The following is a 13,150-nucleotide window of genomic DNA, read 5'->3' on the forward strand; positions in this document are numbered from 1 at the left end:
AAACAGCCGTACTCAGGGATCCGGGAAGTAAGCCCTTAAACTCCCCTTTTTAACCCGGTCAGCCCGCACCCCGAAGTCAACCAAATTGCGCACCCTTCAGGCTCATACCTGAATTGGAAAATACTGCTTCAGTGCCCGGGAAGCGTTCATCATGGCTATCGGGGTGGGCATGAGGATGCCCACGATTTGGCGTGCCTGTGAAATTGGTAAACCCACCATCGTGCTGCGTGGTGACCTGAAGCGGTGGTTGAAAGCGCAGGGTCTGGGTGCCCATGTCAGCGAAAGCGATGAGACCGACTACGCGGCTGGTGTTGGTGTGGCGGAGCAATCCACCCTTCCGTGAGGCACTGTCACAGCATGATTTCTTTAAGGATATTGGGCACCGGCGAATACCTGCCGGAGCAACGAGTGCCTTCCACAGAATTTGATACACGTTGGCGCAAACCTTCGGGGTGGACCTTTCGGGCCTGTGGGGTCGAGTACCGCCATGTCGCCTCACCCAACGAAACCTCGTCCTACATGGGCGCACAGGCGGCACAGCGTGCTTTGGCGGCCGCCGAGTTGGCACCTCAGGAGTTGGATTGCATTGTGTCTGCCTGCAGTGTGATGGAGCAGGCCATTCCATGCCTGGGGTCACAAATCCAGCGGGCGCTGGGTTTGGGTGAGTCCGGCATACCGGCTTTTGATGTCAACGCGACCTGCCTGAGTTTTTTGGTCGCCCTGGACCTGATCAGTTGTGCGATGGCCGCCGGGCGTTATCGCAAGGTCTTGATGGTGTCGAGCGAGTCACCCTCGGCGGGGCTCAATCCGGATGATGTTGCTACAGCGGCCTTGTTTGGTGATGGTGCGGTCGCGGTGGTTGTGGGTTTGGCAGAGCCCGAAAGCTCGTCGAGCCTGCTGGCGGCCAAAGTAGCCACTTACAGCGTAGGCAACGAGCTTTGTCAATTACGGGCCGGTGGCACCCGGGTGCGGTTGGAAAAAGGATGCGAGGCTTACCAGGCAGCGACTTTTTTCGAAATGGATGGCAAGGCCACTTTTAGGATGGCTGCCAGGTTTTTGCCAGGGTTTTCTGAGCAGTTGTTGACAGCCGCTGGTGTGGGTCGGGACGATTTGTCCTGCCTGATCCCGCACCAGGCATCAGGGCGGGCCTTGGACAAGCTGGATTCGATTCTGGGCATTCCCCTGACCAAGGTGGTGCGCACCATTCACCACCGCGGCAACATGGTGGCTGCATCCATGCCGGGGGCACTACACCATGCCATCAGTTCGCAACGGTTGCGCCGTGGTGACTTGTTTGCCTTGATGGGCACCGGGGCGGGATTGTCTCTGGGCGGTGCGGTATTGAGGTACTGAGCCGTGCGCGTGGCTGTTCACCTGCTGTCTGTGGGGCACTGTCGTCACTGCGAGCGGGTGGCGCGTTCGGGTGGTGGTTGGCGGCCCGTCAGTTTTCCGTCCATCAGCGCGCTGATCATTCACCCCACCCAGGGCGCGATGCTGTACGACACGGGTTACGCCAGTCACTTCATGTCTGCCACCGATCCCTTTCCAGAGCGTTTGTACCGCTGGGCCACCCCGGTTTCGCTTCAACCCAGCCATTACCTGGCCAGTCAACTGGCGGTTTACGGCTTGCGCCTGAATGACATCCGCAGGTGTCTGATTTCACATTTTCATGGCGATCACATTGCCGGTTTGCGGGATCTGACCCAGGCCCGCTTCATGTGTATGCAGGCGGATTTTGAAGACATTCGACACGGCTCGCGCCTGGGTTTGCTCAGCAAGGGTCTATTGCCCGCCTTGCTGCCCCAAGACTTTGCATCACGTGTAACGTTTGCAGAGGGCACAACGCGTTGCATGCTGCCTTCAGGTTGGGCGGATTTTGGTCACGGTTATGACCTGTTTGGTGATGCCAGTTTGATCGCAGTCGCTCTACCCGGCCATGCACCACGCCAGATGGGCTTGCTGTTTCGCGACACGTTTGACCGGGAGGTACTGCTGTGTGCCGATGCCTGCTGGTCCAAAGCAAATTGGCAGGCATTGCAACTGCCGATGCGGATGACCGGCTTGGTGATGCACGACTGGCCGCTGTACCAGCAAACCATGGCGCGACTGCACCGTTTGGGCACCCGGTTCCCCGAGTTGTGTATCCTGCCCTCACATTGCCAGCAAAGTTTGGCCGACTACAACGGAGGCGCCTCTTGAGCCGTTGGCACCGTTTAGGCGATGCCTGGGGCTTTTTGTGCGCGTTTGTCCGGGCGCGCTGGGGCTACCGCTTCAAAGATCGCGCTGGTTTGCTGCGCTGGCAGCAACAAAAGTTGCGGCGGTATCTGACCCATGATCTGGCCCACATGGGGTATTACAAAGACCTGAATCGCAGTGATTTGACTTTGCTGCCCGTCGTGGACAAAACCCTCATGCTGGCCGCGTTTGACCAGTTCAACCGTCCCGGGTTGGTGCTGGATCAGGTTCTGGCGGTGGCAACGCAAGCCGAGCGCGAACGTGATTTCAAACCGACCTTGCCCGCTGGTATCACGGCGGGCCTGTCCAGCGGCACCTCAGGCCAGCGCGGTGTTTTCTTGGCCAATGAACGAGAGCGCGCCATCTGGGCCGGCACCGTGCTGGCCCGAGTGCTGTCGTCCCAGGCCCTGCGCCAGTTCCTGAACCCTGTGGCGTCACCTTTGCGGGTGGCCTTGCTGTTGCGTGCCAACAGCAACCTGTACACCACCGTCCATAGCTGGCGGCTGCACTTTTATTTTGGTGACCTGCTGGCCCCGACGACGAACCATGTGGCCATGCTCAACGATTTGCAGCCCCACATTCTGGTCGCACCTGCCTCGGTTTTACACACTCTGGCCGATGCGCAGGATGCCGGGGCTCTGAGTATTGCCCCGCATCAAGTGATCAGTGTCGCCGAGGTGCTGGAACCTGACGATGCACAAGGCATCGCTTTGACCTGGGGGCGGCGACCCGATCAGATTTACCAGTGCACAGAAGGGTTTCTGGCATCCACTTGTCACCAGGGGCGGCTGCACCTGAACGAAGAGTTGGTGCATTTTGAGATGGACTGGCTGGACGAATCTCGCACCCGGTTTATGCCCGTCATCACCGATTTCACGCGCCAGACCCAGGCTTTTGTCCGTTACCGTCTGGATGACATCCTGCGAGCCGACCCGCGGCCCTGCTCCTGTGGTCGGGTGGGTTTGGGCATCAGTGCGATTGAAGGGCGGCAAGATGATGTGTTGTGGCTGCCAGCGCAGGGAAAAGGGGTGGAGCAGGCGGTTTTCCCCGATCTGGTCCGCCGGGCCATGGCCTTGGCGCAGACCCAAACCGGGCTGGCTAAGCCCCGGTTTTCGGACTACCGACTGGTGCAGCGCGATGGCAATTGGGAGATTCGCCTTAACGGGGCCATCACGCCAGATGAGGCCAATGCCGCTGTTGAGCATGAAATCCAGAGCCTGTGCCTGGCCACCGGGCTGGTGGCACCCACAATGATCTTTGTGCCCTGGGTAGACGACACACCGGGTGCCAAACGCCGCCGTATCCGCTGCCAGCGCCAACCCCAACTTGATAGGGATGCCGCATGAAAATTCTGGTGACCGGTGCCTCCGGCTTTGTGGGTAGCAGTTTTTTGCGGCGGTTTTCGGGGCGCTCCGATCTTGATGTGTGGGGTGTTGCCCGGCGTGCCACGGACTTGCCCAATTACACCCGGATGGACTTGTCGAGCCCTTTTGATCTGGATCTGAACCCGGACGTGGTGATCCACGCCGCCGCACGGGCTTCCCCCTGGGGGTCACAGCGCGCTTACCACGCCCAAAACGTGCTGGCCACCACCCATGTCATTGACTATTGCCAGCGGCACGGCTATCCCCGATTGATTTATGTCTCGTCGAGTTCGGTGTTTTACCGCGAAGAACACCAACTGGGTTTGACCGAAACCAGCCCGATCGGGCCCAACTTCATCAACGCATATGCCCAAACCAAATACAGGGGTGAAGAGCTGGTGTCTGGCTACCCCGGCGAGAAGCTGGTGTTGCGCCCGCGCGCCGTGTTTGGGCCAGGTGACACGGTGTTATTTCCCCGCATCCTGGAAGCGGCGGCCAAAGGTAAGTTACCACTGTTCACCGGCCAGGACCAGCCAGTGTTGGGAGACCTGATTTATATCGACGTGTTGTGCGACTACCTGCTGGCTGCGGCCACGGCACCCAATCTTTCAGGAAGTTACAACCTGACAAACGCGCAACCCATTGAAATTCAGGCTTTTCTGCTGCAAATTTTGAATAGACTGGGGCTTCCTGCCCCCACCCGCCAGGTGTCTGTGGCGACCGCTTTGCGGGCCGCTACGGTGGCCGAGTGGTTTTACCGCTTGCTGCATTTGCCGGGTGAACCACCAATCACACGTTTTGGCGTGGGGGTGTTTGCCTATTCCAAAACCTTTGATGTCAGCCACGCCTTGCTGGATCTAGGGCCACCCAGTGTCAGCTTGGACGACGGGGTGGACCGTTTTATCACCTGGCAAAAGCGGCAATGCGTCTGAATATCCACGTCATCACCTGGCTGGCGGCAGCCCTTTACCTGGGCCTGCTGTTGCTCAAAGCCTACTTTGCCATGGTGGCGCTCAAGGCCAGCCAGCGACCATCTGCATTTGTCTTGCCACTCGGATGGATGGCCGAGGTCAGCATCCTGCAGCCGATTCTGAGCGGAGACCCCCATTTACCGAAGGTGCTGGAAGACAACTTGCGCGCCATGGCAGAGGCTCATTTCTTCTGGCTGATCGACGATGACGATGCAGTAGCGCAGACCCTTACCCAAACCTTGGCAAAACAGTACCCAAAGCATCACATCCACATCCGGTGTTTGCCCAGTGCCCCAGAGGGCACAAACCCAAAAAGTTTCAAACTCCAGGCCGCTTTGGCTGATGTCAACACGCGGGTGGTACTCGTGCTGGACGACGATGCGCGTTTGACTGCAGCAGCGCTGGAGGAATTGATGTGTGCGCTGGCACAGGGTGATCTGGCCACCGCTCTGCCTTGTTACCGGGAAGCCAGTGGTCTGGGCGGGCGTTTGCTGGCGCAGTTTGTCAACAACAACGCCGCCATGACGTATTTGCAGTTGCTGCCCTTTGCCAGTCCGATCTCCATCAATGGCATGTGTTACGCCTTGTCAACCCAGCAGTTGAAGGCATTTGGTGGGTTCTCCAGCATCCTGAAGCATTTGACCGACGATCTGGCCATGGCGCGCCTGCTGCGCCAGCATCAGGCGCGGTTGGTGCAATCCGTCGCCTGTGTCGAGGTGCAAACTGGCATCCCCGACCTGGGCGCCTATGTGCGTCAAATGCACCGCTGGTTTCTGTTTGCCATTCTGTTGTTGCGTACCCAATCCAACCCGATGAAAGCGCTCATTGCCTTATTGCAAGGTTTCCACCCCTGGTTGCTGTGGCTGCTGATCGTGCTTGCGCTGGGTTTTCTGACACCGTCGAGCGGGCTGATCCTGTTCTTGGTGTTGCTGGTCCGAAGTACCGTCTTGTGTCGACTGCAAAAGCGGCTCACCGGCCAAATGCGGCACAGGCCACTGCTGTCGGTGATCTCCGAACTGCTGCAACCCCTGCATTTATTGCATGCCACCTTGCAGCGGACGATTCGCTGGCGCACCCGCGTTTACCGGGTACACGACAACGATGATTTTGTCTCGGTGTCTTGAAAATAGGCCAAGACATGTTGCAAGTTGCATTTCTGACAGGGCAAAGCAACCCGGCGTGTTGGGCGTTGAGTCCGGTGCAAGCCGCTTTTCTGGCCCGGCTTCAGCGTGATGATCGGCAGTTGCATGGTTGCAACTTCCCCTACCATCGCGCATCACAACGGCATGAGGCCGTGCCTTTGCTCAAGGCCAGTGTTCACAACAGCGCCCAGTATCTGCTGTCCCGGCGCTTGTCCTTTTCTGAGCGTTACCAAGCAGGCGTACTGGCTCTATTGTCCAGCCACCCACACACCGTCCTGCTGGCGGGCAGTTGCGGGCTGGAGTTGCTGAACAACCTGCGTTTGCCGCCCGCCTGGCTCAGCCGGATCAGTGTGTTCGCCTACGGCCCGGTGGCACGCTGCAGCCCGGCCTGTCGACATGTGTTGGTGCAGGGCCGCCGCGACGGTATTTCGCGGCTGTTTTTCGGCACGGCAGACTATTTGGTTGATTGTGGCCATATGGACTATTTGCAGCAGGAGGCGGTCCTGGCCCTGTGTGACACCTTTCTGGATCAGGTGGCTGCCAGCGAAGCCCACCTGGGCACACCTTTGAGGGACGGTTCATGCGCGTAGACCTTTTGGCGCCCCCCTTCAGCGGCCATTTGCATCCGCTACTGGCCATTGCCCGTGAGTTGGCGACAGAGTTTGATGTGTGTGTGCTGAGCACCCCGTCGGCCCAGGCGCGCATCCGTGCGGCAGGTTTGCGGGGCCGTGTGGTGCTCGGTGAGGCCGATGACCGGGTCTTGAAGGATATTGCCAACCCGCCTCATGCGGTTAAAAGCAACCCGATTCGGATGAGCCGCCAGTTCCGCAGTGCGATCGCACTGATGGGGCGACTCAAGGCGGAGCTGGAAATGTTGTATGCCCATGAACGCCCCGAGCTGGTCATTGCCGACTTCACCTTGCCCGCTGCTGGGCTGGTGGCCCAGCAGCTAGATATCCCGTGGTGGACCAGCATGCCGTCTCCCTGCGTGATCGAAGCCCCCGACGGCCCACCGGCTTACATGGGGGGACTAAAACCTGCAGATGGACTAGTCTCCAGCTTCAAACATGCGGTCTATCGCAGAACGGTTCGCACCTTCAAACAACTGATTTTTAAACTCTACCAGCGTCAAATAGAAGGTCTTGGCCTGACGCAGTTGTACCGTCAGGATGGCACGGAGCGTATTTACTCGCCCAGCCGCTTGCTGGCATTGGGTCTGCGTGAGCTGGAGTTCCAGCGCAGTTGGCCAGCGGCCACACGTTTTGTCGGTCCCAAGCTTTACACACCACCGACCTATGGTGGGGTTGACCCGGAGTTTGAGCCCGGCAAGCGGCATGTGCTTGTCACCGGTGGCACCCACCTGCGCTGGATCAAGGATGCGCTGGCTGGTGCCACACGCGATGCTGCCCAGGCCATGCCGGAAGTTGTTTTTCATTTCACCGATGGCGATGAAGGTCAAACCCGCACCCTGTCACAAGGCAACTTCGTCCGCCTGTCGTATGTAGACTATGAAAAACACCTGGCCCATTACGACCTGGTGGTGCACCACGGTGGCGCGGGCATTCTGTATTACTGCCTGTTGCTGGGCAAACCGGCGGTGGTCTACCCCATCGACTATGACCAGTTTGACCATGCGGCACGGCTGGAGCACCACGGACTTGCCGTCTGGTTGCGGGATTTGAGTCATTTGCAAACAGATGTTGCGGATTTGCTCGAAGGCAGGCGAAAACTCTCCGGATGCCAGCGTTTTCAGGCCCTGGGTCAACAGGTCTTGGGCGACGTATCATCGTCGAGCATGACGCATCTGGTTCATGCGTATTTCAATGCGCAATGACAAACTGCCGACCTTCAGGTGCAACCCTGAACAGCCGGTTTGACTCTGGTCTTTCGGCTCGCTGGTTGGCCGCTGAATGTCCCAAGAAGTCTGTCAACCACCATTCAGGAAACAAAGCGCCTTAGCTACTGATTTGATTGCAACAAGCACTCATGGAACATGGGCTACCGGCCAATTTGGCATATCAATTCCACGCGATCAGCATGATCCGGCTATGCACCCTCGGTTGAACGCCCGTTGACGTGCAACTCGTGGTATTCAAACTGCCACGTTCCGCAGTCTCAAGACCATCGGCGTAGCAGCCAGACAGGGTGGCCTCGACTTCTGGTACTCCAGCATGAGGGGCCGCCCTGTCTGACTGCTGCGCAGCACCCGCTCGTCCCACCACCGTGACCCCCAGCCTGCGTGAGACAACAAAAATTGACGAGTTTTGTAACGCACTGTAACGCCAGGCTTTAGTGCAACACAGCGATGCAAAAAGCCGAATTACAGCAATCTGGGCGAAACACAAGCGCGCTTCAATACACCCCAGGGACACGGCACAGGCAGCGCCCCACCTTCGCAACCACTGGAGAACAACATGACAAGCGCAACATTTTTCAAATCATTGGCACTCGGTACCGCATTGACGGCCGCCTTGTCAGCCACCGTGCTGGCCCAAGCTGGCCCAGGTGCCGGTATGGGGCCGGGCTGGCGTGCCCAACAGGCGACCGCTGGTGTGAATGGCTTTGGCCCTGGCGCTCGCGCCGGGCAGGGAATGCAAAGAATGCAGGGCCCCGGTGCCGCCTTGATGACCGCCGAGGAACGAGCCGCCAACCAAACACGGATGGCCAGCGTGAAGACCTATGACGAATGCAAAGCCGTGCAGGCCGAGCAACACGCTGCCATGCAGGTGCGTGCCACAGAAAAAGGCATCACTTTACCCGCGCCTCAGTCGCGCGGCTGCGACATGCGCAAGGCACGCGGCCTGATCACCGGCTGATGCCACCCTAACGACTTTCTGAGTCACCCCTTTACGCACGGAGATCCCCATGCCACTGATAAAAGCCAGCAACATCACCAAGAGCTACCGCATGGGTGATCAGGACGTGTCGGCCCTGAAAGGTCTGAACTTTGAGATCGATGAAGGCGCGTTTGCCGCCTTTGTCGGCCCCTCGGGCAGCGGCAAATCGACCTTGCTCAATCTGATCGGATGCCTGGACCACCCCAGCAGTGGCAAGCTTCAGGTGCATGGCACCGATGTCAGCACCCTGTCGCGCAGTGCAGCGGCCACCTTTCGGGGTGAACATCTGGGCTTTGTGTTTCAGGATTTCAATCTGGTGCCGGTCCTCAGCGCCTACGAAAACATCGAGTACCCGTTGTTGATGGTGCGCGGCTGGAGCGAGGCCAAGCGCCGCGACCGGGTCGAAAAAATGCTCGCCGCAGTTGGCATGAGCGAGCAGGCGCACAAACGACCTGACCAACTCTCTGGCGGACAAAAGCAGCGTGTGGCCGTGGCCCGCGCGCTGGTGGGTGAACCCAAGCTGGTACTGGCCGACGAGCCCACCGCCAACCTGGACCATGACACGGCCTACAAAGTGCTCAACCTGATGAAAGCCATGCGTACCGACTTTGGCACCAGTTTCATTTTCTCGACCCACGACCCCAAAATCATGCGCGAGGCCGAGCTGACCTTCACCCTCGAAGACGGGCGCCTTGTGCAAGGAGTGCCAGCATGAGTTCAACCCTGAAACTCGCCATGCGCAACCTGTTGCGCTACCAGCGCCGCACCCTGTTGACCGCGCTGCTGATCATGCTCGGCGTTGTAGCCCTGCTGCTGTTTGTGGCAGCGGCGGGATCGTTCAAACAGACCATGGTCGGCTCGATTACCGACAGCATGCTCGGCCACCTGCAAGTGCACCGCAAGGGGTACACCGCGTCGATGGACAATCTGCCGCTGACCATGAGCCTGCAACCGCGAGCCGTGGGTCTGATCGAAGATGCTCTCAAGGCCGACCCGGCGGTGGCAGCGTATTCCAAGCGTGTCAAGCTGGGTGCCATGTTCAGCAACTTTACCGAGAACAGCAGCATCCGCTTGAACGGCGTGGACGCTGCCGCTGAAGATGCCGCCGTGCCCGCTTTGCGTCAGCGCATCAGCGAAGGCAATAAAGACGGCCCTCTGGTCGAGCCTGGCAAGGTGCTGGTGCCGGCCCTGCTGGCCAAAGGCATGAAAGTCAAGCTGGGTGACTCGGTGGTGCTGGTGGCCACCAATGCGTCCGGGTCTGTCAACGGCAAGACCTTCATTGTGGGTGGCATTCTGGAGGGCATTACCGGCCCAGGCGGACGTGACGGCTACATTGACATCAAGGATGCGCGGGACCTGCTGCGCATGGACAAAGAAGAGGTGATGGAGGTGGCGGTGCGGCTGAAAAATATCGATGCCCTATCGGCCACGCAGAAACGCCTGACAGCTGCGCTTGACACCATCCGCAACAAGGAAGACAAGCCCGCCACCGAATTGCACACCTGGGCGGAACTGTCGCCGTTTGCCAACATTGTGAAGATGATCGACATGATGACCTTCTTTATCCGCGTCATGCTGGTGGCCATTGTTCTGGTGAGCGTGATGAACGTGATGCTGATGGCAGTTTATGAGCGCATTCGCGAAATTGGCACGCTGGCAGCCATTGGCACCCAGCCGCGCAAGCTGATGGCGATCTTTTTGAGCGAAGGTTTGCTGCTGGGGCTGGCGGGTGCGGCAGCGGGCGTGGCGCTGAGCTATGCGGTGGTGGCAGCACTCAACGTCTGGCCAGTGGTGTTCAACTTTGGCCGTGAACAGATTACCCTGCACCCCACACTGGCCGCGGGCGAAGTTCTGGGCGTGCTGGGGCTGGCAGTTCTGGTGTCGGGGTTGGCCAGTTTGCAGCCGGCCTGGCGTGCCGCCCGCATGGACCCGATCCAGGCGCTGCGTCACGTGTAAGTCGATCTGTTCTGGAGAACTCCATGTTTGTTTTCAAAAATCTAGCTGCTCTGGCTCTGCTGATACCGGCTTTTGCCTTCTCTGCGGTCGATGGCGTGGCGATTCTCAAAAAACTCGACCGCAACCTGGAGCCCGAGTCGTATGAGAGTTACCGCAAGCTCATCAACATCGAACCCAATGGCAACAAAAAAGAGTTTGTGTTGTATTCGGTCAAGAAAGGCAAGGACCAGACGGCCAGCCTGTTCCTGCAACCTGCCAGCGACAAGGGCCGCAGCACCCTGCGCCAGGGCGACAACATGTGGATGTACCTGCCCAGCGTGGGCAAACCAATGCGCATCACCAGCCTTCAGTCGGTCACCGGAGGCGTGTTCAACAACGCTGACATCATGCGGTTGGACTACGCGGTGGAGTACGACGTGGCTTCCGTTGAAGAGTCTGACAAGCTCTATACCCTGCTCCTCAAGGCCAAAACAGGCGAGGTGGCCTATGACAAGCTGAAGATGACGGTGGACAAGAAGCTGATCTTGCCCGTTGACATTGAAGCCTACGCATCCAGCGGCATGCTGCTCAAAACCCTGCATTTCAAAGACATCAAAGACTTTGGCGGTGGCATCAAGCGCCCGGCCACCATCGAGACCGACAGCCCGTTGTACAAGGATTACAAATCGGTGATGCTGTACTCGGGCCTGAAAAAACGTGACTTTGCCGACGAGGTGTTCACCCAGGGCAATATGGCGCGCCTGGAGGAGCTGCGCAAGTGATGCCGGCCCATCGCCGCCGGTATGGGGGTTTTCTGACGCTCTGCGGTCTGGCCGCAGTCGTGCTGGCATCCACCGCCAGCCCTGCCGCGAGTGTCGAGGAATTCAGTTTTGACGCCTCGGAGTTCGAGAAGAAACCGTTTGAATTGACTGGCTCCTTGGAGCAGAAGGAAGAGTTGCTGCAACTGCGTGAAGCGCGTTCGGGATTCAAACTCGCCTACCCTGGTGCGCAGCCCCGATCTGATCTGCTGCGCAGCACGACCACGCTTGAACTGATGGGCAAGTTCAACCTGGGCGACTTGGTACTCGATGCCCGCACGCAAGGTAGCTGGGCGAACGATGCCTTGGTCAGAACCAGCAAACCCATGGCGGCAATGGAAGGCGGGCTGCACTGGCGCGTCAGTCCAGCTCTGAGTTTCGATGTGGGTAAACGCGTGCAGCGCTGGGGCAAGGGTTACGCCTGGAGCCCGGTCGCCATGGTCGAACGTCCCAAAGATGCCAATGACCCGACCGCCTCACGTGAAGGCTTTGTCATGGCAAGCGGGGAATGGACCCAAAGCTTGACTGGTCCCATCAGCGCCGTGAGTTTCACCGGGATCCTGCTGCCCACTGATGGCACGATGAACAGCGATTTTGGCCAAACGCACGACCTCAATCCTGCTGCCAAGTTGTATCTGCTGGCCTGGGACACCGATATTGACCTGATGTGGCGCGCCAAGGGCGCACGGCCCGCGAGTTTGGGCGTGGACTTTTCCCGCAACCTGAGCACCGCCCTGGAAATCCATGGCGAATGGGCGCGCACGTTGGGTGCCGCCCGCACCACCGTCAGTGCCGCCGGTGACACCCGCAGCCAACAGGCGGATGTGGATTCGTTTTTACTGGGCCTTCGCTACCTCACACCGGGTGAGGTGACTTGGATCGCCGAGTACTACCGCAACGGTGCTGGTTACGACCGCTCCGAAATGAACTCGTATTACCAGTTCCTGGACACCGCACTGGCTCCTGGTGCTTCGACTGCTCTGCTCAACAAGGCGCGCAGCGTGGCCCAGGCAGGGTACGGTCGCCCCAATCCGGCACGCGACTATCTGTATGTGAAAGCCAGCGTGAGTGAGCCGTTCGACTGGGTCTATGGCGCCGCATCGGTAACGGCCATGGTCAACCTGAATGACCACAGCGTCCAGTTCACGCCTGAAGTCAGTTACACCGGATTTTCAAACTGGGAACTGCGTGCGCGTGTGAGTTGGCTGAATGGACCGGCACAGACAGAGTACGGCGAGAAGTCCTCCAGCGCACGTGTGGAGGTTACCGGGCGCTATTATTTTTAGTTATAAGATGGCCCCCTATGCCCCAGACCCAACTGCCCCCAGCGCCCGACACCCACCCCATTCAAGAGGCCCGGCTTTGGCAGGGCGATGGCTGGACTGCCCGAGTGGTTAAAAACGAGGACGACGATGGCTGGGCGGTGGAGATGCGTCGCGATGGCCAGTCCGAACCGGCGCTGATCGCCCCCTGGACCATGGGGCGCGACAAGAAGAACCCCAAGCCGCTGGACGCGCCAGCGTTTTACACCTGGGTCAAAACCGCCTCAGAGGTGGTTCGCCGCCATGAACAGCAGTTGCACGCCCAGTTGCACAAAGCCCTGCGGGTCGGTGTCGGCGCCGAAGCGCTACTGATCAACCTGGACATTACCCCGGACGATGACGCGCCCTATGCCGTGTTGACCGCCACCGATATGCAAGGCGAGCCACGTGCACAGGTACGCGTGGCGGCCAGCTTCAAACTCAGCCAAGCCAGCGCGCGCGACTGGGTCGCCCAGGACTTCCGCCGTCCAGGCCAGGCACAAGACTGAATTGGGCTTTGCTGTCTGTATTCAAGGCAACCATGGGA

The 13,150-nt window shown here is 59.2% G+C and carries 13 protein-coding genes and 1 pseudogene; all 14 read left to right on the plus strand.

Translation table 11 applies throughout. The features are described from left to right. Positions 1-127: 127 nt before the first annotated feature. Positions 128-343, plus strand: a pseudogene (locus KBF66_RS16170) (holo-ACP synthase); the annotation flags it as partial. Between the two features lie 65 nt (positions 344-408). Next, positions 409-1,353, plus strand: coding sequence for a 3-oxoacyl-[acyl-carrier-protein] synthase III C-terminal domain-containing protein (locus KBF66_RS16175; RefSeq protein WP_296659549.1), 945 nt, complete (start codon positions 409-411; stop codon positions 1,351-1,353). 3 nt (positions 1,354-1,356) lie between these two features. Then, complete coding sequence (locus KBF66_RS16180) at positions 1,357-2,199, plus strand: MBL fold metallo-hydrolase (protein WP_296659553.1); 843 nt, start codon at positions 1,357-1,359, stop codon at positions 2,197-2,199. Further along, on the plus strand, positions 2,196-3,581 hold the full coding sequence (locus KBF66_RS16185) for a F390 synthetase-related protein (protein WP_296659556.1): 1,386 nt from the start codon (positions 2,196-2,198) through the stop codon (positions 3,579-3,581). The genes KBF66_RS16180 and KBF66_RS16185 overlap by 4 nt, the downstream gene beginning before the upstream one ends. Further along, complete coding sequence (locus tag KBF66_RS16190) at positions 3,578-4,531, plus strand: NAD-dependent epimerase/dehydratase family protein (protein WP_296659558.1); 954 nt, start codon at positions 3,578-3,580, stop codon at positions 4,529-4,531. Before KBF66_RS16185 ends, KBF66_RS16190 begins: the two co-directional genes overlap by 4 nt. Next, on the plus strand, positions 4,522-5,694 hold the full coding sequence (locus tag KBF66_RS16195) for a glycosyltransferase (RefSeq protein WP_296659561.1): 1,173 nt from the start codon (positions 4,522-4,524) through the stop codon (positions 5,692-5,694). The genes KBF66_RS16190 and KBF66_RS16195 overlap by 10 nt, the downstream gene beginning before the upstream one ends. A gap of 14 nt (positions 5,695-5,708) precedes the next feature. Continuing rightward, complete coding sequence (locus tag KBF66_RS16200; protein WP_296659564.1) at positions 5,709-6,302, plus strand: hypothetical protein; 594 nt, start codon at positions 5,709-5,711, stop codon at positions 6,300-6,302. Then, positions 6,293-7,546 carry a glycosyltransferase gene (locus KBF66_RS16205; protein WP_296659568.1) on the plus strand — a complete coding sequence of 418 codons (1,254 nt, stop codon included), beginning with the start codon at positions 6,293-6,295 and terminating at the stop codon, positions 7,544-7,546. Before KBF66_RS16200 ends, KBF66_RS16205 begins: the two co-directional genes overlap by 10 nt. 580 nt (positions 7,547-8,126) lie before the next feature. Further along, positions 8,127-8,528 (plus strand): hypothetical protein, encoded by a 402-nt coding sequence (locus KBF66_RS16210; RefSeq protein WP_296659571.1) that lies wholly within the window; start codon positions 8,127-8,129, stop codon positions 8,526-8,528. A 49-nt stretch (positions 8,529-8,577) separates the two neighbouring features. Further along, the gene (locus KBF66_RS16215) at positions 8,578-9,264 is read left to right on the plus strand and encodes an ABC transporter ATP-binding protein (protein WP_296659574.1); all 687 of its coding nucleotides are present in this window, start codon (positions 8,578-8,580) and stop codon (positions 9,262-9,264) included. Then, positions 9,261-10,505, plus strand: a complete 1,245-nt coding sequence (locus KBF66_RS16220) for an FtsX-like permease family protein (RefSeq protein ID WP_296659577.1) — start codon at positions 9,261-9,263, stop codon at positions 10,503-10,505. Before KBF66_RS16215 ends, KBF66_RS16220 begins: the two co-directional genes overlap by 4 nt. Before the next feature lie 23 nt (positions 10,506-10,528). Then, complete coding sequence (locus KBF66_RS16225) at positions 10,529-11,266, plus strand: outer membrane lipoprotein-sorting protein (RefSeq protein ID WP_296659580.1); 738 nt, start codon at positions 10,529-10,531, stop codon at positions 11,264-11,266. Continuing rightward, positions 11,263-12,588, plus strand: coding sequence for a hypothetical protein (locus tag KBF66_RS16230; RefSeq protein ID WP_296659583.1), 1,326 nt, complete (start codon positions 11,263-11,265; stop codon positions 12,586-12,588). The genes KBF66_RS16225 and KBF66_RS16230 overlap by 4 nt, the downstream gene beginning before the upstream one ends. A 17-nt stretch (positions 12,589-12,605) precedes the next feature. Next, the gene (locus tag KBF66_RS16235) at positions 12,606-13,112 is read left to right on the plus strand and encodes a hypothetical protein (RefSeq protein ID WP_296659586.1); all 507 of its coding nucleotides are present in this window, start codon (positions 12,606-12,608) and stop codon (positions 13,110-13,112) included. Positions 13,113-13,150 lie beyond the last annotated feature (38 nt).

The sequence above is a fragment of the Rhodoferax sp. genome, from assembly GCF_018063565.1.
Taxonomy (GTDB): Bacteria; Pseudomonadota; Gammaproteobacteria; order Burkholderiales; family Burkholderiaceae_C; genus Rhodoferax.

Bases quoted from the DNA above. Each gene is read 5' to 3' on its own strand.
- KBF66_RS16190 (WP_296659558.1), top strand. From the start codon at position 3,578: ATGAAAATTCTGGTGACCGGTGCCTCCGGCTTTGTGGGTAGCAGTTTT.
- KBF66_RS16195 (WP_296659561.1), top strand. From the start codon at position 4,522: ATGCGTCTGAATATCCACGTCATCACCTGGCTGGCGGCAGCCCTTTAC.
- KBF66_RS16200 (WP_296659564.1), top strand. From the start codon at position 5,709: ATGTTGCAAGTTGCATTTCTGACAGGGCAAAGCAACCCGGCGTGTTGG.
- KBF66_RS16205 (WP_296659568.1), top strand. From the start codon at position 6,293: ATGCGCGTAGACCTTTTGGCGCCCCCCTTCAGCGGCCATTTGCATCCG.
- KBF66_RS16210 (WP_296659571.1), top strand. From the start codon at position 8,127: ATGACAAGCGCAACATTTTTCAAATCATTGGCACTCGGTACCGCATTG.
- KBF66_RS16215 (WP_296659574.1), top strand. From the start codon at position 8,578: ATGCCACTGATAAAAGCCAGCAACATCACCAAGAGCTACCGCATGGGT.
- KBF66_RS16220 (WP_296659577.1), top strand. From the start codon at position 9,261: ATGAGTTCAACCCTGAAACTCGCCATGCGCAACCTGTTGCGCTACCAG.
- KBF66_RS16225 (WP_296659580.1), top strand. From the start codon at position 10,529: ATGTTTGTTTTCAAAAATCTAGCTGCTCTGGCTCTGCTGATACCGGCT.
- KBF66_RS16235 (WP_296659586.1), top strand. From the start codon at position 12,606: ATGCCCCAGACCCAACTGCCCCCAGCGCCCGACACCCACCCCATTCAA.